At 38.2% G+C, this 21,904-nt stretch carries 17 protein-coding genes; 14 read left to right on the top strand and 3 right to left on the bottom strand.

The annotated features are described in order from the left end of the window. Nucleotides 1-36: 36 nt before the first annotated feature. Nucleotides 37-792 carry a hypothetical protein gene (locus KS419_RS15365; protein WP_217067280.1) on the top strand — a complete coding sequence of 252 codons (756 nt, stop codon included), beginning with the start codon at nucleotides 37-39 and terminating at the stop codon, nucleotides 790-792. A 165-nt stretch (nucleotides 793-957) separates the two neighbouring features. Further along, complete coding sequence (locus KS419_RS15360) at nucleotides 958-2,163, top strand: CynX/NimT family MFS transporter (protein WP_217067279.1); 1,206 nt, start codon at nucleotides 958-960, stop codon at nucleotides 2,161-2,163. 60 nt (nucleotides 2,164-2,223) lie between these two features. Here KS419_RS15360 and KS419_RS15355 read toward each other — a convergent pair whose 3' ends face one another. The 3 genes from KS419_RS15355 to KS419_RS15345 all read right to left on the bottom strand — a co-directional run bounded on the left by KS419_RS15355 (nucleotide 2,224) and on the right by KS419_RS15345 (nucleotide 5,595). Then, nucleotides 2,224-3,090 (bottom strand): metallophosphoesterase, encoded by an 867-nt coding sequence (locus KS419_RS15355; protein WP_246594199.1) that lies wholly within the window; start codon nucleotides 3,088-3,090, stop codon nucleotides 2,224-2,226. A gap of 496 nt (nucleotides 3,091-3,586) precedes the next feature. After that, nucleotides 3,587-4,114, bottom strand: a complete 528-nt coding sequence (locus tag KS419_RS15350; protein WP_217067278.1) for a hypothetical protein — start codon at nucleotides 4,112-4,114, stop codon at nucleotides 3,587-3,589. An 80-nt stretch (nucleotides 4,115-4,194) separates the two neighbouring features. Further along, nucleotides 4,195-5,595 carry a Na+/H+ antiporter NhaC family protein gene (locus KS419_RS15345; protein ID WP_217067277.1) on the bottom strand — a complete coding sequence of 467 codons (1,401 nt, stop codon included), beginning with the start codon at nucleotides 5,593-5,595 and terminating at the stop codon, nucleotides 4,195-4,197. 208 nt (nucleotides 5,596-5,803) lie between these two features. Here KS419_RS15345 and KS419_RS15340 point away from each other — a divergent pair, with 208 nt between their 5' ends. The 12 genes from KS419_RS15340 (at nucleotide 5,804) to KS419_RS15285 (ending at nucleotide 21,872) form a co-directional block, all read left to right on the top strand. Then, a complete protein-coding gene (locus tag KS419_RS15340) occupies nucleotides 5,804-8,179 on the top strand; it encodes a DUF7408 domain-containing protein (protein WP_217067276.1) in 2,376 nt (791 codons plus the stop codon). Continuing rightward, nucleotides 8,172-9,104: an ABC transporter ATP-binding protein gene (locus tag KS419_RS15335; protein ID WP_217067275.1), complete on the top strand. Its 933-nt coding sequence runs from the start codon at nucleotides 8,172-8,174 to the stop codon at nucleotides 9,102-9,104. Before KS419_RS15340 ends, KS419_RS15335 begins: the two co-directional genes overlap by 8 nt. After that, entirely contained in the window at nucleotides 9,101-9,949 is an 849-nt protein-coding gene (locus tag KS419_RS15330) for an ABC transporter permease (protein WP_217067274.1), read from the top strand. The genes KS419_RS15335 and KS419_RS15330 overlap by 4 nt, the downstream gene beginning before the upstream one ends. Nucleotides 9,950-10,096: 147 nt before the next feature. After that, nucleotides 10,097-11,689 (top strand): hypothetical protein, encoded by a 1,593-nt coding sequence (locus tag KS419_RS15325; protein ID WP_217067273.1) that lies wholly within the window; start codon nucleotides 10,097-10,099, stop codon nucleotides 11,687-11,689. A 5-nt stretch (nucleotides 11,690-11,694) separates the two neighbouring features. Then, complete coding sequence (locus KS419_RS15320; RefSeq protein ID WP_380085874.1) at nucleotides 11,695-12,687, top strand: AAA family ATPase; 993 nt, start codon at nucleotides 11,695-11,697, stop codon at nucleotides 12,685-12,687. Between the two features lie 80 nt (nucleotides 12,688-12,767). After that, a complete protein-coding gene (locus KS419_RS15315) occupies nucleotides 12,768-13,556 on the top strand; it encodes a DUF58 domain-containing protein (RefSeq protein ID WP_217067271.1) in 789 nt (262 codons plus the stop codon). 27 nt (nucleotides 13,557-13,583) lie between these two features. Next, nucleotides 13,584-15,371 carry a vWA domain-containing protein gene (locus KS419_RS15310; RefSeq protein WP_246594205.1) on the top strand — a complete coding sequence of 596 codons (1,788 nt, stop codon included), beginning with the start codon at nucleotides 13,584-13,586 and terminating at the stop codon, nucleotides 15,369-15,371. Beyond that, complete coding sequence (locus tag KS419_RS15305) at nucleotides 15,355-18,201, top strand: VWA domain-containing protein (protein ID WP_217067269.1); 2,847 nt, start codon at nucleotides 15,355-15,357, stop codon at nucleotides 18,199-18,201. The genes KS419_RS15310 and KS419_RS15305 overlap by 17 nt, the downstream gene beginning before the upstream one ends. Before the next feature lie 264 nt (nucleotides 18,202-18,465). After that, nucleotides 18,466-19,614 (top strand): NAD(P)/FAD-dependent oxidoreductase, encoded by a 1,149-nt coding sequence (locus KS419_RS15300; RefSeq protein ID WP_217067315.1) that lies wholly within the window; start codon nucleotides 18,466-18,468, stop codon nucleotides 19,612-19,614. 119 nt (nucleotides 19,615-19,733) lie between these two features. Further along, a complete protein-coding gene (locus tag KS419_RS15295; RefSeq protein ID WP_217067268.1) occupies nucleotides 19,734-20,135 on the top strand; it encodes a hypothetical protein in 402 nt (133 codons plus the stop codon). Between the two features lie 196 nt (nucleotides 20,136-20,331). Beyond that, entirely contained in the window at nucleotides 20,332-20,667 is a 336-nt protein-coding gene (locus KS419_RS15290) for a hypothetical protein (protein ID WP_217067267.1), read from the top strand. Nucleotides 20,668-20,894: 227 nt separating this feature from the next. Beyond that, nucleotides 20,895-21,872: a TRM11 family SAM-dependent methyltransferase gene (locus tag KS419_RS15285; protein WP_217067266.1), complete on the top strand. Its 978-nt coding sequence runs from the start codon at nucleotides 20,895-20,897 to the stop codon at nucleotides 21,870-21,872. Nucleotides 21,873-21,904 lie beyond the last annotated feature (32 nt).

The raw sequence follows: 21,904 nt of genomic DNA, 5'->3' as shown, positions 1-21,904 counted from the left end.
AATTTTTAGCAAAAAAAATGTATTGGGGTTTTGCAAATGCGAAATATATTTTACAAAGCCGTTCCTGGTCTTTTCCGCAGAAAGAAAATAGTTGAGTCTGATAATCAATCATTCTATTACAACAATACGGTAATGGAATCTTTAAATAATTTGGAAGTAACGAATAAAAAATTGGTAAATAATTTAACTGGACTAAGTAAATCTACAAATCAAATTGGTGAGAGAACAAAGGAGCTATCTGAGGCTATCAGTATGGTTGAGCACATGCAGGCTGAGGAACTGGATAAGGTTGCAGATCAAATTAACATGCTGACAGACCGACAAGTGGAGGAAATGAACGAATTAAGGGAGCACTTTCAAAACTTGCAGCAAAAACATCAGGAAAGGTTAGGGAATCAGATTGGGGAATTGGAAATATCCCTTCGAAGGTTGAAGTCAGATCATGATGTAAACCACATAAACGTAAAAAATGATCATGAAATCTTAACTGTTTCCTTAGAAAGGTTATACCAGCGTTTAGAAGATATAAAGGATAAACAGGTGGAAGAGATTAAAAAGGTATCTGAAAAGATAGATGAAACACAACAGGAACTTGCAGAACAGAGTGATATTCATATGAACAATAATAAATTGAATGCTGATCTGTTATACAAGTTAAGAGAACATTATTTTGAATATGAAAATATATCTATCAAAGAACACGAAAGACTCGAAGGATTGATGATGGATCTCCATAACGAAGTGATAAGGATAAAAGAAATGATGGCAGCGGATAATTCACTTATAAAATAACATACGATACAATAAAGTCGAGAGACAGAAGCCACTGCGGAGGCTTCTGTCTCATTTGTATAACTAAATTCTAATAGAAAGGGAGGATTAGTAAAGTTAGGATGGAAGTATTATGGTATTGGTAAGCTGATACTAAAACATCCGACCATTACAAGGAGTTATTTTATGAAAAAAAAAACAATTACAAAGCTACAATATCTATTTTCAAGAAGAGTAGTCATTATATTAGGCATAATCTTCGTTTCCTTTAATTTAAGACCGGCAATTACTGCAGTTGGACCACTTGTAAGTGATATTCGATTAGATTTAGGAATCTCTAATAGCCTAGCAGGATTAATTACTACACTCCCTTTGCTATCTTTTGCCATTTTCTCTCTCCTTGCGCCAAAACTGGGGAACCGATTTGGAAAGGAGGTAATGGTATTCGCAGGATTAATTACGTTGATGTGTGGTATTCTCATTCGTTCCACAGGGTTTACCATCACGTTATTTTTTGGTACAGCGTTAGTTGGTATTGGAATTGGTATCGCAAATGTCATCTTACCGAGCATTGTAAAAAATAGTTTTCCAGAAAGGATTGGATTATTAACAGGCATTTATACAACTTCCATGTCTTCCTTTGCCGCACTGGGATCTGGAATAAGTGTTCCATTAGCAATTAATTTAAATTTAGGGTGGCAATATGCCCTTATTATTTGGTCGGGGTTCACCATAGTGGCAATAGTGATTTGGGTTCCACAACTACGGAAAAGTGAGCATCATTCAAATCCAAACGTAACAATGCCTGGAAACTCTATTTGGAAATCAAATATCGCTTGGCAGGTCACCATATTTATGGGACTGCAATCATTCTTATTTTATTGTATGATCGCATGGCTTCCGGAAATACTGAGCAGCAGTAATATAAGTTTAGCGGCGGCAGGATGGCTTGTCTCTGCCATGCAAATTGCAGGTCTGCCGATGACGTTCCTCACCCCTATATTTGCAAACAAGTTCCAGAACCAAAAGGGGATTGTTCTATTCATTGGAATTCTATATTTGTTTGGAATAAGCGGGATATTATTTGGAAGTAACTTAGGTGTATTGACTGCAGGAATTCTTCTTATAGGAGCAGGACAAGGTGCTTCCATTAGTCTTTCCTTAACGCTGATCGGCTTAAGGGCTGCGAATGGACAAGAAGCGGTGGAACTATCAGGAATGGCCCAATCCGTTGGTTATGCTCTTGCTGCACTTGGTCCTGTTTTAATGGGATACTTACTAGATTTAACAGGGAGTTCTACTGTTCTTTTGTATGTATTTCTTGCCGTTGTCCTAATTATGATTGCTGCTGGTTTTGGAGCAGGTAGGAACCGGACGGTGTTTAATGAATAATTGTATTATTTAACGTGTACTTAAAAAGCCCAATCCATCAATGTGGAATTGGGCTTTTTATCATATCGCCTTTTCAAATGCAGGCGCATTGGATGACGTAATTTGTAGTTCATGGACTGTTATCTCCGGTCTGCTTCCTACACGAATGTTTATTCCTGTTTGTCCAAGACCCTCACTAATATAAACAATTTTCCCTTTATAATGAATGAGCCCCTTAATAAGATTTAAGCGGACTAACTTACCAAATTTCATTAGATGATATGGCTTTGGCCAGCAAATTTGTCCCCCATGAAAATGACCAGACAACATATACTCAAAGTCGTAATCATCCATTTGAAATACAATGTTAGGATCATGGGTTAATACAAGACGATAAAAAGAATCGGTGATTCCTTCATAAGCTTTACTAATTTCATGTTTCTTTGAATGGTGATCATCAATGCCGATCAACTGTAAACCATTGGAGTTACCAATAGGAATCCATTTGTTCTCATTTCTTAAAATAGAAACCTTATATTTGTTTAAAGTAGTTTCAAGTTTGATTAAATGTTTTTTCCTTAGTTTATAATCATGATTTCCATATACAGCATATATACCGTACGTTGTATCTAATTTTTGAATAACTTGTAAATAGGATTCTAGTTTCGGAATGCTTTTCGGACGATCTAGAAAATCTCCTGTTATTGCAATAATATCGAATTTTTGGTTCTTTATTTTTTGAAATAATTTATCTGGTGTAATGGAGATATGTTCTAAATGCAAATCTGACAACTGTAATACTCTGATGTAATGTGTATTCGCATCTGTTGTGGTAAATGGTGTTGGTGAAATGGTGTTTAACTTAATTTGAAGTGTATTTTGATTTGCTTTGTATATGAAATAAGTAATGAATACTGATAGTATCAACAAAAAGTAAATAATTAACAAGCTTATCTCCTCCTCTGGGTGGGATTTATTCAGTATAGGAGACAAATGGAATTCTGTAAAATGTAAATGATGGATAATTACCACGGAGGTTTATATTTCACGTACCGTATTGGAGAGGAATTAAAGTGATTTTATGAAAAATACGAGAATAGAGGTTGAAATGTCATGGTTAAAAAAGATTTTTAAATTAAACAAGATTGATCTCACTAGAAAAAAAGAAGGGGATTGGTTGACAGTATTACTGCCAGAGAGACAATATTATTTTAATGTTGATCCTAAAAGTTGGGCGTTTGGGGGCAGAGGGAGGAATTCCTATTACATTTATTGCTTTAGAAAGGACTTCTCCTATAGCCGCCCGTTGGAAACTATGAATGATAGGTGCTGAAAACGAAGGATGAACTTTCCGGTGAATACTTTTAGACTATGTTTGAATGTTGAATATGAATAAAGACAATTCAAAATGTGGATTCATTAATGATGGAACTGGTCAAATGGTCTAATGATTCGGAAACAAGTTTTTTAAGAATCTTATGGATTGAACGCAATGGTCGATTAGGTCTGGAATGTCGTCAATCTGATCTTCATTAATCTTTCGGTTAAAATCTAAGGAAATTCTATTCACCATTGATCCTTTGACATCATAATTATAGGAAATAACTTGTTTGATCATTGGACGACTATTCCAAATTAGGTTCAACTGCTCTTTAATGTACGGGCACTCTCGTTTTACATCAGTTATTTTAGTGTTAAAAAAAATTTGAATTTCACAGCCAGCTTCCTTTGTATTACCGTGAATCATTTCGTCTTTATAATCATTAATTGAAGTAGACAATTTTATTTCCCCAAAACTATCTTCTTTACTACTCCCTCTTGTTTGAAACTCCATGGAGAACTCCCTTGACATGGAAGCTAGATCAAAAATATCTCTACGGTTCGTTATGAGTATCCGTCCACCTATATCTAATTCATAAAGATACCCTTCCAAAACCACTTTTAAATTATCGTATATGGTAGGATCGAACATACGAAGAAACCTCCATTTGACATATTTTAACTATTGTACTCTTCCGTACTTCCTATAAAGTCTAAGCAAACATGCTCCTATTAAAATAAAAACGAAACCACCACATACAACAAGGTTGTTATTGATGCTGCAATTAAAGCAGGCTTCAATTTAAACCGAGCGTAATCCATTACTTTTAAGTCTAATATTTTTGCGATCGTATTCGTGTCATCACTTAAAGGAGAAGCAAAAGCTCCAAAGGATCCACTTGCAAAAACTGCACCAATAATCACTGGTACAGAAACATCTGTCACTGCGGTTAAAGATATTCCGAGTGGCATTAACATCCCCCAAGTTCCCCAAGCAGAACCAATAAAATATGATATGGCTGCCCCAAAGACAAAAAGAAGCGGAACGATAAATGCCTCAGGAATCCAGTCCGTATAGGAAGTAACAAATCCTGAAAATCCTAGATCATCTGTTACGGAGGATAATCCCCATACAACTGATAGTAACACGATGACGGACATAAGATCATTACCTCCATCCACAAAACTTGCGATCAGTTCTCCTAGTTTAAAGCGCTGTACTAAAAATAAAATGATGGAAAGAAATACTGTTATGATTAGTGCAACCACCATTGCTTCCAATACATTGGCATTAATAAATGCCTCGAAGAAGTGATAGCCTTGTACACTTCCATCCCACCAAGTTAAAAATAATGTTAAACCGATTACCAAAATGATAGGTATAAGCAGGTTTAAAGGTTTGTTTGGTAAGTCTTTTGCGACTGCCGGATGACATTCGTGCCAATCTTCTTCCACGTCGGTATCCATTTCAGTAGGTGCATCGGTGTGGGAGCGGTGGAAAAAACTCAAATAGACCCCAAGCAAAATAATAACAAAGGCAAAAAAGTTAAACGGAATGCTCTGAATAAAAAGGGAATAGGGATCCGCGCTACTGCCTACGTTTTGAATTGAGATTTGAATAACGGAAACCATGTACCCTACAAATGCAGTTGCTACAGGTATAAGTACAATGATAGGAGTGGCTGTCGTTTCAATGACAAATCCCAGTTCCTTAGTAGACATCGGTACTTTCTTAAGTAATGCTTTCATGATTGGTGCAATAGTTACAAAGCGAAAAGTAGGGGCACTGAATGTCCCAATAGTGGATAAATAGGTTAACAATAATGCTTGTTTCTTCGTAGTAATCCTTTCGGCAGCAGTCTCTACAAATCCTTTAATTCCCCCGGTTATTTTTATCATTCCAATAAGTCCTGCAAAGGAATATAAGAATACAATGATCTTAATATTATTTTCGTCAATTAAGGCTTGTACAACATAAAAAAGCATTGTTTGAACCCCGCCGATTATCGTTGGGGAAACAATGTAAGATCCCACTACTAGTCCTGCAACCAATCCAGGAAGGACCTGTTTTGTATATATGGCAATAGGAATCACAACTAAAAATGGTAATATCGATAACCAACTGGCTTCCATAATCTTCACCTGACCTCAGAAAAATTAACTACTGCCTATTAGTTTGTGTGAAGATCATCGTATTTATGTGATTCTGTCCATCAAATTACTCCATTATCAAAGAGGAATTTGTAAATTATAACTTAATTAATGACAATAGAAACTTTCCTATGTGTAAATACGTCATTACTATTAGACTTATTAGAAAACAGGGAAAGCAGGGGAGGAAATGGTTCAGATTCAGAAATTAGTAAAAATTGCACTTATTTTTTTATTTATGCTATTGATTATACCGAATGAAATCGGATATGCCGATGGAGAGGAACAAATTACAGTTTCAATGAAAGTTGGTTTTGATAATAGTGTGAAGCGTAGCCAAGGTTTTCCGGTTGCTGTTAGCTTAAAAAATAATGGAAATGATATTTCAGGAGAATTGGTCATTGCCGTCTCACCAGGGTATCGGAATAATGGGACAATCGTTAGAGAAGTGGATTTACCGGCAAATAGTGAAAAAACTATTTACGTAAGTTTACCTGGATTATCAGACTATTATGGCTCCAATACAAATAGTCAGCATATTTATTTCTATGAAGGCAGCTGGCAAGATGGGAAAGAGATACCGTTGGGAGGTCAGACAAAACTGACCCCAAGTTATCTTGTTGATGATCAGTTAATTATTGGTTTACTTACACAACATCCTGACTCTTTGAATTATATGAGAAATGTACAAAGTCAATATGGAAATTCGTACACTAACCTTTCCTTGGATGCATTAGATTTTCCAAATGATCCCCTTGGATTGTCGATGTTTAATCTAATAGTAATTGACCAGTATTCGGTTGCAGAAGAACTTTCTTTAGACCAACAGGAAGCACTTAAGGATTGGATTTCAGCAGGAGGAAAATTAATTGTAGGTGCAGACCAAGGATTACAGCAAAAAACAGGAGATATTTTACCACTTCTCCCAATGGAAACAACCTTAACTTCTGAAACAGTTTCTACGGAGTTTTTTAACAACGGGGAACGTGAATTTCCACAGCCCTCCATCGAACTGTTAACAGGAGAAATGGGTGACGGCACAAAAGTATTGCAAAAAACTAAAGATGGATTACCAGTTGTTGTCAGTAAAGATGTAGGGAACGGTGAAGTTGTTCAGCTTGCTTTTTCCTTAAGTGGACAAACTTTTTCCAGTTGGGACGGTGCACCAGACTATTGGTTAGAAACATTACAGCCGATTATGCAACTTCAGTCAATACACTATGAATCTATTTATGAACGCCTTGGTTGGGGGATTGCGGAAACAACTAGTTTATTTCCGTCCTCGTTCCTGCCTTTCTCGACACTTGTTTTAATTTTTGTGGGATATACACTTGTTATTTTTCCGGGTATATACTTTTTACTCAGGAAAATGGATAAACGGGAACATTCTTGGTGGATCTTACCTGCCCTATCGTTAGTCGTTTGTTTGGGAATATTCGGTTTTGGTGGTAAAGATAGAATCGCACAACCTCAAATAAATGAAATGTCTGTTATCCAATTAGATGGACACGGATATGGACACGGATATGGGAGTATTTCATTGCTTAGTAATAAGAACGGTAATTATGAATTGAATGTACCAGTAAGTAATTTTTCTGCGTTTCCAATTGATCGAAACTATTATGGTGGAGACACACAGATGGAACCTAAGGGAGGTATTCGTCAACAGGGGGATCAAGTGGACCTACTATTTAAAGATGTGGAATACTGGTCCATTCGGAATGCTTCTGGCCCAATCTCAAATCTAGAAGTTGGTGCAATTGTTTATGATCTACATATAGACGATAAGAATGTTACTGGAACAATCACCAATACAACAAATGTTGAATTTGAAGATTTACTTTTTATGTCTGGTCGTCAGGAAGAATCGCTAGGTTCGTTAGGAGCTGGTGAAACAATAGAAGTGTCCTTTGAATTACAGGGGGCAATTCTTCAGGCACCGACGTGGAGAAATTATAACTATTCTCAACACCAAGATTTAGATAAACAAAGAAAAGAAGATTTAATGAGAATGATATATGAATTTAATATGTTTGATCGTGGGAAGCCTGCTTTAGTAGGACTGACCAGTGATGGAGTACTAAATAGTTCCCTTAAAGATTCCAATGCATTATATACGAGAATGAATGTTGTTATTCAATCTCTTCATCTTGCGGATACCATTGTAGGACCATATTCTTTAGAAACAGATGATTTCTCCCCTTCAGTTTATATGATGGAACATTCTTATGGTTATCTGGAAAGTGATCTGGAGATGGGTGGCAGAAATGTGTTTGCATCAGATGGGATTTATGAATTTGGATATACGGTTCCAGCAGAATTACAAGGTGAACAACCTACTTATTCTGAATTAGAGGTTCGAATTCGAAACACAGGATTTAAGTATGAAATTTTCAATGTGGAAACAGAATCTTATGAAACGCTTACTGATTCTAATTCTTTTGATAATCCTGAAACGTATATTACTGAGTATGGTTATATTGCTATTCGGGTGGAAAAGGGAGATACGCCAGAGCAACTTCCAGTTCCAGAGTTGTCACTGAAGGGGGAAGTAATAAATGATTGAGACCGTTAATCTGACAAAAAAATATGGTTCTTTTACAGCGTTAAATGACTTGAATCTTTCCATTTCAGATGGTACTGTTTTTGGTTTTGTTGGTCAAAATGGGGCTGGGAAATCAACCACCTTTCAAATATTGGCTACTTTAATGGCCCCGACAAATGGAACTGCTTTTGTAAACGGAGTGGATGTGACAAAAGATCCAGAGAAAGTGAGAAAGGTCATCGGTTACATGCCGGATTTCTTTGGTGTATATGACCAGTTTAAAACAGAAGAGTACCTTGATTTTTATGGTGCTAGTTACGGCCTGTCTGCTCGGGAGCGGGAAGAAGTGATTCCCCAATTATTAGAATTGGTAAACTTGTCCAATAAGCGTGACTCGTATGTTGACCTCCTGTCTAGGGGAATGAAACAACGTTTATGTCTTGCGAGGTCGTTAATTCATGATCCAAAAGTGCTGATCCTCGATGAACCGGCATCTGGGTTAGATCCAAGAGCACGAATCGAAATGAGAGAGATTCTCAAAGAATTGAAGACGATGGGGAAAACAATTATTATTTCATCACACATCCTTCCAGAACTAGCGGAAATGTGTGACGAAATTGGCGTCATAGACAATGGAAAATTAATTGCAACGGGGACAGTCTCAGAGATTCAATTAAAACTTCAGCAGCAAAAAGTCATTATAGTTATGGTAACAAGGGATATGGAAAAAACAATCCGCTTTTTTGAAGATGATCCAGATGTGATCAATGTCCAAAGGGGATCTAACGGGTCCATCCAATTTGGATATAAAGGGTCCGATGAAGATCAACAGATGCTTATTAAAAAAGCAGTGATGGCAGATATACCAATGCTAAGTTTCAAACAGCTAGAAACCAATTTAGAAGATGTCTTTATGGAAATTACCAAGGGGGTGGAAGAAGGATGAAATCAACATTAATTAACCCTGTATTAAACAAAGAAATTCGTTTACGCTTCCGTTCTTCCAAGAGCTATATTGGAATCGCATCTTATCTGGGAATATTGGGACTTATATCCCTTGGATTCATTGGGTTGACGTTAAGTTATGATTATATGGGAACGTTCCGTCCTGAAGAAAGCAGGAGCATGTTTTTACTTATCAGTATGTTACAACTTGCGCTTGTGATTTTTATAACACCTGGTTTAACCGCAGGAGTAATCAGTAGTGAAAGGGAACGGCAAACCCTTCCAATTCTACTTACTACTGCTCAATCATCCACAGCGATTATATTAAGTAAACTCATTTCATCTTTATCATTTTTATTATTAATCGTTTTTGCAACTGCTCCATTGTATATGATTGTTTTTCTTTACGGGGGAATATCTCCTTCCAACGTAGTGGCTAGTTTTTCCCTTTATGCTTTTGCAATGCTTGTGATTGGTTCATTTGGAATTCTTGCTTCCACTATAATTAGGAAAACAATTCTCGCAATGGTCACAACGTATAGTGTAGCCTTTTTTATGACAGGTGGTCTTGCAATAATTACGTTGATGCTCACAACCTTTAGTTACCAATTTTACAATCAGGGGACAGATTACATTTGGCCATTTCTTTTTGCATCACTAAATATCCCGATCATGTTTTTTTCAGTCTTTGAGCCAAGTGTGATGATGGAATTTCAATCCATGTCAGGGTTTGGGTTCTCCCCATGGATCATCTTTTTTAGTTTTTATAGTTTGTTTATCGTAGGATGTTTAATTATTGCTATCCGTAAACTCCGTCCTAATATGAAGATAAAATCAAAATCGTAATGGAGTTTAGCAGGCCATGGAAGTAATAAAGGACGTCATAGGTATTGCTGACCTCTGACCTCCCCTTTTTCCATGGCTTCACCAAGTGTAACAAAGCGAAAATACGTAATGTTGATGTTGATTCTTAAAATGAAAGGGGGAGGAATGGTGAATGAAAAAAAACAGTTCATACTCCTTATTGGCGAGCTGAAAAATACATTGATGAAACATCACCTTTTTAGATTTGTTCAATACAATTTCTTTTTTGTGATTACAACCGTATTTTTCCTGGCTATGGCGGGGAGATGGTTTGTTATTACAAATCTTTATTTATGGATGCTACTCCTCTCCTTATTTGTCATCACAGGTGCAAGTTATTATTGGTATAAAAAACGCCCAACCAATCAGGAAGTTGTCCAACTATATGACGAAACAGTAAAAGAAAACAGGGTGTTGACTGCCTTTTCGTTTCTTAGTGACAATCGGGAAATTTCTATTTTTCAAAGAAGAGATGCAGTTCGTAGAATGAAAGATTCAATTCAGCATATTCATGAAAAGCTACAATGGAGGATCCTTTGGAAAGAGCTTAGTATATCCCTCATACTACTAGCGGGAGTTATTCTATCTTTTCTCTATCCCAGTGAGCAAATGCTTGCTGCGAGTGACTTAAATACGAATAAAGAACTTCTAAACGAACTGGAAGAGGAAGTCGAATCGATAGAGGATCAGGTAAAGGAAGAACTTCAAGATCTTTTGGATCAGCTTCAAGACCAATTGAAGGGAGTTGAAGATACAGACGAAGCTTTACAGGAGATATTACTTTCAGAAGCTCGATTAGAAGTATTGCGACTGGAATTACTAGAAAAAGAACAAGAGTTGAATCAAATGGCGGATATGTTCTATGATGCGGGTCTTACTGAAATGGCTGAAGCATTAAAAAGTTTAAATGAAGAATCTGTCCAAGATGCTCTTGAACATCTCTTCTCTAACATGGATCAATTAACGGAGGAACAAAAGAAATTACTAGTTGAATGGATGAAGAATTTAGAGATGGATAATATTGGATCTTTGGAAGACTTAACATCAGAAGAAGTTGCAGAACTTCTAGAAAAAATTGAACAACAACTCAAGGAGTTAGTCACAGCTAATTTAGATCTGGAAGCAATACAGAAACTTCAAGAACAAATTCAACAAATAGCCCAGTCGTTAAACAGGAATATGGTGAATGCAGGGCTTTCAGAAAATACTTCTTTGTCGTTCACCAGGTCACCTTCTACAAATCAATCCTCAAATGGAAACGATTCTGGTCAACAGGGAGATGGGGATCCAAAGGGATCAGGTGATGCAAATAGTGGAAATCAAGCTGGAAATAACGGACAAAATCAAGGGGGAACTGGAAATGGAGACGGTAATGGAGTTGGACAATCTCCAGATGGAGGGCGAGGAGTTGGCAATGGAACGGGTCCCGGAGGCCAGGGAGCAGGTTCAGGACAAGGGTCTCGGGAGTTAGTGACGATTCCTGAACGCCTTACTGGGGAAACAAACCTGGAAACGGACAGTGGGGAATTAGGATTCGGAGAAGGGGAAAGACAGGAATCAGAGACTGCACCAGTCCTAAAAGGGAATGTGAGGCCTTACCAGGAAGTTCTTGGGCACTATGAATCCACATACAGGGAAAGTATTAACCGGATGCAGTTACCACATCATTTAGAAGATATTGTTCGTGACTATTTTAGTGAACTTCATATGGAAGAGGAGTGAATTCAGTGCAGGAATCTCAGATACAAGTAGCAAGAGAACAACTTGAAGCAACTAAAAATACTATTCAAACGTTCATCGTTGGACAAAAAGATGCCCTGAATCAAATATTATGGTCCATGGCTGCTGGTGGACATGCTCTATTAGAGGGACTTCCAGGTGTGGGAAAAACGATGATGATTCGGACCATTTCGGAAGCCATGGAACTGACTTTTTCCCGTGTTCAATTTACTCCGGACCTTATGCCTTCAGATATTACAGGGACAATGATGATCGAACCAAATGAAATGGGTAAGCAACAATTTATTTTTCATAAAGGACCTGTTTTTACCAATATTGTGCTTGCAGATGAAATTAACCGTGCAACTCCGAAAACTCAAAGCGCCCTTCTAGAAGCGATGGGGGAAAAAACGGTGACAGTATTCGGGGAAACTAAGGAACTTCCTGCGCCATTTTTCGTGCTTGCTACACAAAATCCTATTGATCTTGAGGGGACATATCCATTACCAGAGGCACAAATGGATCGTTTTATATGCAAAATTAATATTACTTACCCTACCAAAGAGGAGTTAAAAACCATTGTGGAGAGAACAGTAACTGATAATCAACAGGAAATTTCACCAGTAATTACTGGAGTGGAAGTACTGGAAATTCAAAAAGCAGCAGCTAATATTCTAGTGGCAGAGGACATCCTGGACATAGCAGTTACTTTCATTATGGCAACGCATCCTGATCACGAGCTTGCCCCTGAATCCATTAAAAATTATGTGCGGTTTGGAGCAGGACCAAGGGGACTTCAGAGTTTAGTGAAGATAGCCAAGGTGCGAGCTTTTATGGAGGGTAGATTCCATGTGTCCATTGGGGATCTAAAACAGGCAGCTTTACCAGTTCTGCGTCACCGAATATTTTTAAATTTTGAAGGAGAAGCAACTGGTATTACCACAGATACATTAATTCTCGATGTTATTGAATCAGTCACCAACGCTATACAACGGACATGAAGGTACTTCTTCCTTCACCACTTCGTATGCAATTAACTCGGTATCAGTGGCAGACTACCCAATTAAAGCGTGGCTTTCAAATGGGGACAAGGCGGTCCAGCAAATTCGGAAATTCCCTAGATTTTTCTGATTTCCGCCCTTACCAGCCTGGGGATGATGTAAGACAAATAGACTGGAATGTTTATGCGCGGACAAATCGTCATTTCATAAAACGATATTTAGATGAGCAGGAATTATCCATCACCATTTATTTAGACTGTTCCTCTTCCATGGGATTTGAGGAAGAAAAATGGAATATGGCAAAATCTTTGGCTGCTGCTATTGGATACATGGGGTTGTCTAATGAAGACAGGGTTTCAGTTGTTCCTGTTTCATCATCCATGAAGGCTTTTTCAAATAAAAAGGGGTTTGTATTTTCCAACGAGATGTTGCGACATATTGAGAACTATCGGGCAACTAACTCTAATAATAGTTTTTTTATAGATATGCCTAACTATCGAGTGCGTAAGTCTGCCCTTAGCTTTATAATCAGCGATTGTCTTGAACCTTACGATCATGTAGTGGAGCAACTGAAAGTAGTGCAAGCTAATCAGCAATTACGACTTATACAACTTCTTAGTAAAACAGAAGTAAATCCGGAAGTTACTGGTGATGTGAGACTTATTAATGTGGAAAATGAAGTGGATACCGTGCAAGTCAGTGTGAATCGAAAGGTCATACATGGATACAAACAGCGATTAAAAAGTCATTGTCTTCATATAGAAAAGGCTTGCAGAGAACGGGGAATAGGATATTTGCAAGTTAATACAAGCCAGACTTTGGAAGAGATACTGTTCCGGGAGATGGCTAAAAAAGGTTGGTTATCATAGACTGTAGCAGGATGGCAGGTGAAAACGATGGAATTTCTTTTTCCGCAATTTTGGGGGCTCTCTATTTTTGTGGTAGGGCTTATCATTTTTTATATGTTTCGAAAACAGTATGATGATAAGCTTGTTTCCTCGAATATTTTTTGGGTACAAGTCATGAACGAATGGCAGGCTACAAAATGGTGGAGAAAATTGCAGCGAAAACTCCTCCTGTTGTTGCAGATTTTAATTCTGCTGTTGTTAATGTTCACTCTGATCCGTCCCTACACGGATATAGAAGGGATTGAAGGGGAGCATATTATTTTATTATTAGATACCTCTGCAACTATGACCGCTTTTTCAACAGAGAATAAAACGAGGTTCGAGGAAGCAAAAAATTCGATGGAAGAACTTATAAATAAACTTCACCGTGATCAAACAGTTAGTGTCATTTCTGTAGGGGAGACCCCTACACTAGTTGTGAACCGGGAAGGGAATCATAGTCTAGTACAACATGCAATCTCTAATTTGGAAGTAACTTACGAACACAGTGATTTTCAACGTGCTTTTTCCCTTGCGAACGCTTTGAGCCAGCAGCAGTCTTCCAGTATTTATGTCTATAGCGATAGAATAACCGAAGACTTACTGACTACAGAATCGATCAACATGCCTTTAAATGTAATCAATTTTGGAGAGGAAACTGATAATAACGTATCCGTTAGAACATTTGGTATCCGCAATACGAGTGAAATGACTACGGCGATAGTTACTCTCCATAATGAAAGTCCAAGAGAACAATCGGGGAATCTATCTATTCTTGCAGAAGGAGAAGAAGTGTTTAAGGAAACGGTTGTTGTGGAAGAGCAAGACCAGACGTTTGTTTCTATTGATGGACTACCGTTCGCAAATTATTATCAAGCAATCATTGAATATGATGATGATGTTTACTCTTTGGATAATAATGCATATGCTTTTTCCGCCAATCATTCTAGTCCTGTAATTTACTTACTTGGTGAAATCAATCCGTTTGTTCACCGGGTTTTACACCAATTAGGCCTTGAAATAGTACAGGCTTCTTCATTGGAAAACACTTATGACTTGCCGCCAAATAGTTTAGTCATTTCAACCGGAACAGACTTGCCTGAGATAGACAAGCCAGTTTTATTGTTAACAGGTGAAGAGGGGGAAAAGGTTTCACTTCAAGAACCTAACGTTCTAAGCACAGGGGAAGAGTTATTTGAATTTGTGGAAATGAAGGACATTTACATAAGTGAGGCATTAGATCGTCCTTCTATAGATTCAGGGGTATCGATTCTTCAAAGTGGGGATATATCTTTGATTGAAAAGGGATACCATCTTGGTCATCCGTTTATACACTTACGTTTTGATATACAAGCATCTGATTGGCCGTTACATGCCCATTTCCCTATTTTCATTTATAATGCTTTGGAGTTTTTAAAAGGGGAATCTACCCATATAGGTTATCTTTCGCCGGGGGAAAATCGACCTCTGCACCTATCTACTGAAGGTACTCATGTGGTTTTTTCTGAGGCAGGAGAGATGATTTCAGAGTTTAAGGGAGACGAATTGTTTCAGGCACCAAGAGAACCAGGCTTGTACTATATTGAGGACAAAGAGGAGCAAATCACTTACTTTGCTGTCGCCTTGGATGATAGAGAGAAACAAACTCATTCTGCCGCTTCCTTTCAACAGTCTGGAACGGAGTCGACGTTAGAATCCGGGCTTGCAAAGTATGAATGGTGGACATGGCTTCTTCTTGCTGGACTGATTGTTTTGTTCATGGAATGGGAGGTGTATCGACGTGGAATTCGAACTTGAACAACCTCTTGTTTTACTTTTACTCATTCCTGTAATCGTAACAATTCTCCTTTTTATACGGACGAAGTTATCATTATCAAAGGGAGAAAAAGGAGTATTTGTTACACTAAGAACTATCATTTTTTTCTTGTTAATCCTAGCATTGGCGCTTCCAAATCTTGTTTATACAACATCTTCGGTCCATACGGTTTTTTTGCTGGATCGTTCAGATTCGATTACAAGTGCTGATGGAGACATGACAGCATTTGTTCGCGACGCTGTTGCTTCAAAAAATCCAGAAGATTCCTATGCTATCGTGTCTATTGGCCGGGATGCTACAGTGGAAAGAATGTTAACCACTCAATCGAGTTTCAGCAGTGATTGGAATAGGATTCCAGGAGATTATACAAATATCGAAGCAGGCCTCCAATTATCGTCGAGTTTATTATCGGATGTGGGAACAGGGAGAATTGTGGTTTTATCAGATGGAAACGAAAATGTGGGAGATGCGGTTCAACAGGCAGGTTTTTTGAGAGAACAGGGAATTACAGTGGATGTTGTACCTTTCTATCGTGATAGATTAAAAGATGTTTCCTTACAAGACTTTGGAGTCCCCAGTCACATTTTTAAAGGGGAACTCGCACCTTTATCTTTGACCGTAAGTAGTACGGAGGAAACGGAAACAACAATTCGAATTTTACTAAACAATGAAACAATTATACAAGAAACGTTGTTGGTCAAGGAAGGGATTAATTCCTTTCACTATTCCTTTCCACTCAATGACAGTGGGATGCATCGATTTCGGGCAGAAGTTCTAACAGATGGTGACAGTATATTAGAGAATAATCAATTATCTGCTCTGACAGTTGTTGGTGGTGATGCAAATGTTCTATTTGTGGAGGGAGCTAGAGAGGAACAAGGGAAAAATGGTTTATATGACGCTTTAGTTTCAAGCGAATTAAATGTTACTAGAATTTCTTCCACATACTTACCAACAGAGTTGAATGGATACCTTCAATATGATTCCATTATTTTCAGTAATGTATCTAGCACAGGTATTCAACCATCCCAAATGGAATTAATTGAAAAAGCGGTAAGAGACTTTGGAGTCGGGTTTGTTATGACTGGAGGTCAATCCAGTTTTGCCCTAGGAGGGTATCGTGATACACCGATCGAGAAATTATTGCCAGTAGAAATGGAGATTAATAGTGAAGAAGAACTCCCATCCCTCGGGATGATGTACGTAATAGACCGGTCGGGAAGTATGCAAGGGATGAGATTAGAATTAGCGAAAGAAGCAGCGGCGAGATCAGTGAATCTCCTCAGGGAAGGAGATACTGTTGGTGTTATTGCCTTTGATGATCAGAACTGGCAGATCGTCGAAACATCTGAGATGACAGATAGAGATGAGGTAATGGAAAACATCTTAGGGATTACAGTGGGTGGAGGTACAGATATCTATCCAGCGTTAGAGGAAGCGTATCATCAAATTCAACCATTTGAACTGCAACGAAGACATATCATTTTACTGACAGATGGAATTTCCCCGGAAACAGGAAATTATCAAATGTTGATCGGTGGGGGATTAGAAGAAAACATTACGATGTCTGCAGTTGCTATCGGTGATGGGGCAGATCATTTTCTATTAGAACAGCTAGCCGAATATGGAGCTGGAAGATTCTATTCCGTTTATGATGAAACTACTATACCAAGTATTTTGGCACAGGAGACTATGCTTGCCACCAGGACATATATTGAAGACGAACCATTCTACCCTACTGTGGTCAGTTCTATGGAATGGACATCTCATTTATCAGAAGGGGTGCCTGAGATGAATGCCTATATCGTCACTACACCGAAAGGTCGTTCCACTTCCGTTTTAAGAAGTGAAAAAGACGATCCAATCCTTTCTCGTTGGCAATATGGACTGGGAAAAACGGTAGCATGGACGTCCGATGTGGAAGGTGTATGGTCTGGAGATTGGGCTGCATGGGATAAATGGTCCCCATTATGGAATGAAGTGGTCACTTGGACTTTTTCTGTAGCTACTCAGGAACCATTTGAAGTGTCACAAAAACGGGAAGGAATGACAAGTATTCTAACATTTATATCGGAAGACAGTTACTCCATACCTCTCGATGCAATCGTCGTTAATGAACGGGGAGAAGGAATTGATACAAATGTCAGAATGACAGCACCAGGGGAATATGAAGTGTCCTTTGATGGAAATGAAGGGATGCATTATGTTCAACTGGTGGAAAGGGATGAGGATCAAACTCCAGTTTTCCAAACTGGAATCACTGTCTCTTATCCAGATGAATATAAGCTTAAACCTACTAACGAAGCATTTCTTGAATATTTAGCTGCTTCTGGGGAGGGAATTGTACTTGAAAGGGGAACGGGGCAGGAAAAAGAGGTATTTCGACCATTACGGGAACCGCCAATTTCAAAACAGAGTATTGCTCCATATCTCATTCTAATTGCTTTTTTGTTGTTTTTTATGGAGGTGGCAATGCGGCGGTTTGGCATTCCGCACCTGTCTATTAGAAGGAGAGTACCCGAAGATAGTGGAATTGGTAAAGGGGATAATAGAAGCAAGGGGAACAGTTATTTTAGTGACTTAACGAAGAAGACAAGGAATGAGGGGCGCACAGGTGGTACAATAAAATCTGCGGAATTAAGTATTACTAGAAACGAACATAAACACTCAGAAAAAAATGATGATTCAGATGGGAAGTTGTTCTCTAATTCTAGTGTTGAATTTCCTTCAAAACCGTCTACAAGTGGCCCTTCAGACTCGCAAGATCGTATGAAACGTTTATTGAAAGCCAAAAACAGGAATCGAAAATAGACTATAGACCAAGTTATAAAACAGGAGGGTAATTCCCCCTGTTTTATTCTATAAGTTTTGGCACCTTCGGGCAAGTTGTCTAGCTCCAGCGTTTTTCTTATGTGAGGAAGGAGGTCGATTCGATAGGCCCACTCCTCCATTTCATTTTTTCTTTTAAGGAAAAATCGGTACAATATAGTAAAGCGTAAAGATAATTAACAGTAGTGAGTAAATTCACTAATTTATCAAGAATAATAAATCAAATAAAGGATGAAACAAATGAACATGGGAAATACAACAACTTCCAAAACATATATTGTCGTAGGAGCGGGAATTCTTGGGGCATCTACGGCATATCATCTGGCTAAAGAAGGGAAATCGGTAACCGTAGTTGATCGGCAAGACTTGGGACAGGCAACTGACGCGGCGGCAGGGATTGTTTGTCCATGGTTATCACAACGGAGAAATAAAGCCTGGTATCGCCTTGTGAAAAATGGAGCCCGTTATTATCCAACACTCATAAAAGAATTAGAGAAAGACGGTGAAGAGGACACAGGTTATAAACAGGTGGGGGCGATCAGTCTTCATACAGAAGAAGGAAAACTGACTAAGATGGAAGAAAGGGCGTATAAACGGAGGGAGAGTGCCCCAGAAATTGGGGAGATTACCAGACTTTCCCCAAAGGAAACAAGAGCCATATTTCCACCAATTTCAGATGGTTTTGGTTCAATACATATTAGTGGAGGTGCACGGGTGAATGGAAGAGCCCTTCGAACCGCACTTCTTAATGCCTCAGTGAAACATGGAGCGACTTTGAAAGTGGGTAATGCTGAAGCGATTTTGAATAATAGGACTATTACCGGAGTTATGGTTAATGGGGAAATCATTAATGGAGATAAGGTTATTCTAACTGCAGGAGCTTGGGCAAAGGATTTTTTGAGCAAAATGGATATACCTTTTCAAGTTTTTGCCCAAAAAGCTCAGATCATCCACCTTCAGCTAGGGGAAGGGGAAATTGCTACTGGAAATTGGCCAGTAGTGATGCCCCCCAACAATCAATACATCCTTTCCTTTGGGGGAGGGAAAGTCGTAGTAGGTGCTACTCATGAAGATGATGTTGGGTTTGATTTGAGGGTTACAGCTGGAGGAATTCATGAAATCTTAAACAAGGCATTATCTGTCGCACACGGATTAGGTGATGGTGCTATAGAAGAAATAAGAGTGGGATTCCGTCCGATTACTCCAGGATTTCTCCCCGTATTCGGGTTTGTACCACAAGTGGATGGTCTTCTAGTGGCAAATGGTTTGGGAGCATCCGGATTAACAGCTGGACCTTATTTAGGTGCAGAACTTGCAAAACTGGCACAAAATCAAAAAACAGAACTTCAATTGGAAGATTATGATGTAAGAAGTGCAATGGAAGAGGATGATTGAGAAAAAAGAAGTTTGTCTGAGCATATTACTTTATATCACCTTTAACATAGTGTTAATATTACATTTCACAAATATATAAAAAAAGGAATACAGAATGTATTTCTAATGAGGTGTTTAAGGTGAATAAGGCAAAAATACTCATACGTTTTTCCGCAATCTATGCTGTCTTAGGTGCTTTTATTGGGGGACATATGGCTGGTGCCGGATCGCACATGTTTCGGTCCATCCACGCCCATATTCTTGTAGTTGGTTGGCTATCGCTATTCGCATTCGGCGTTTTTTATGCAATTTTTAAGATACCAAAGAGTTCTAAATTGGCATTAATACATATATGGACAGCCATTTTGGGAAGTTTTGGTCTCACTTCTGGAATGTGGATGTATTATTTCCAGCCTGATTGGGCCTTAGAAGTTTTTACTCTTATATATTTTATCGTTGGTGGAACAATTCTAATGGTAAGTTTTCTATTATTTTTGTTTATGACGTTTGTTTATGGAAAAAATATATCGGACCGATCTTAAGATAAAATAATACTTATCCCCTATATTTGCTAATAATTAGGGGCTTTTTTCAATAAAGTGTGGATGATAAATTAAGAGATAAAATAAAATGACAAATCTCACCTCATATAAATTTTTCCTAACCACTCATACTGAGAACCAAATCTAACCATACTATGCATAACATTCTAGTTATTAATGGAAATGGGGTTTATGTATGAAAATGAGAAAGAATGTTATCTACATCATTGGAACATTTATCTTCCTTATCTCAATCAGTGGAGCAGGAATATTTACAGAACAAGTTGGTGCTGAAGGAACGGAGGTAGAGGGGTATTCTATCCAAGACAGTAATTATGAGCGGGAAGGGATGAATGATGCCGGCTCTGAAGATGCTTACCGTGCCCACAATCAGCAAGGAAGGACCGGAACTGTAAGTGCAAAAAATGTGGACGATGGAAGAAATGCTGGAAGTATAATGACTCTTCTCCTATTTGCAATTACTGCAGTATTGGCCTATAGTTTATTTAAACGAAAGAAACAAGTGAATTAGAGGGAATATAGGTGCCACTTCCAGACAGGGAAATGGCACTTTTTAGAATGATATGAATGTATAAGTTTTGGAACCTTCGGGCATGTCTGTTTCCATCGCCTACTCACTACGGGGCACTTCGCTCGTAACCTTAGGCGAATTCGCTTTTCTTATTAAGTGCAGTGTAGATGGATATCATATAGCATTAAATACATTAAGATATTCATCCAACGGAGGTGTAGGAGGACTTGCAATTAACATCAAAGCAACAAACGAAATATCTTTATACATTTACTTTCTATGAAGAAGAACGCTTTCTCGCAAGTCTTGAACTGCGTTCCCTTTTTCCAGATGGAGAGCTGTTAGAAGGGAATATTATCCAAACCTATCGGAAGATAAATCCCAGTAGAAGTCCTTTTATCAAGGGGCGAATGGAGATATTATTAAAACGGAATTCACTGCCGAAAATGATGATGGATCTTGGGGAACTCCAGTTGGAGGACAATTCCTATAAAATAAAATATATAAAAAATCCCAGCCTTTCTAAATCAGAAGAACGTCATTTAGAAGACCGGCGTCAAATAGAGAAACAAATTGGCTTGTCAATGTACTCTAAACAAGGCCAAGTGGACTTACATCATCCCGATCAGATCTATGGAGTTATATGTCTGCAAAATGGAATCTGGTTGTTTGGTAAGTATAAAGAAAGCAAAGCTGAATGGCATAGTCATCAACAGAAACCAAATAATTACTCTACTGCTTTGAATACTCGCGTAGCAAGGGCAGTTGTAAATATTGCAGTCCCAGAACCAGCTGGAATCAAAGTAATTGATCCATGTTGTGGAATCGGAACGGTCTTGATTGAAGCTTTGTCGATGGGGATTAAGATTAAAGGGAGTGATGTGAACCCCCTCGTAATGTCAGGAGTTAGGGAAAACATTGCCCATTTTGGATTTTCTGCTGAAGTGAAATTGAAAGATATTCGGGATGTGGAAGGTAACTATGATGTTGCGATAATCGATATGCCATACAATCTATGTTCTGTCCAAGACCCTGTTGTGCAACTTGAAATGCTCAGGAGTACAAGGTCTTTTGCTAAAAAAATGGTTGTGATTACGATCGATTCAATTGATGATTTAATTCTTAAGGCAGGTTTTGTGATTCATGATCGTTGTATTGTTAAGAAAGGAAAAAATTTTCAAAGAGAGATTTTAGTTTGTTATTAGTAGAATGGAAACGAAAAAATAGAATATCTGGG

Origin of the sequence: Evansella tamaricis (genome assembly GCF_019042215.1) — a bacterium.
Taxonomy (GTDB): Bacteria; Bacillota; Bacilli; order Bacillales; family Salisediminibacteriaceae; genus Evansella; species Evansella tamaricis.
Note: the sequence above shows the minus strand (reverse complement) of the source record. Positions and strands in the feature narration are given on the sequence as shown.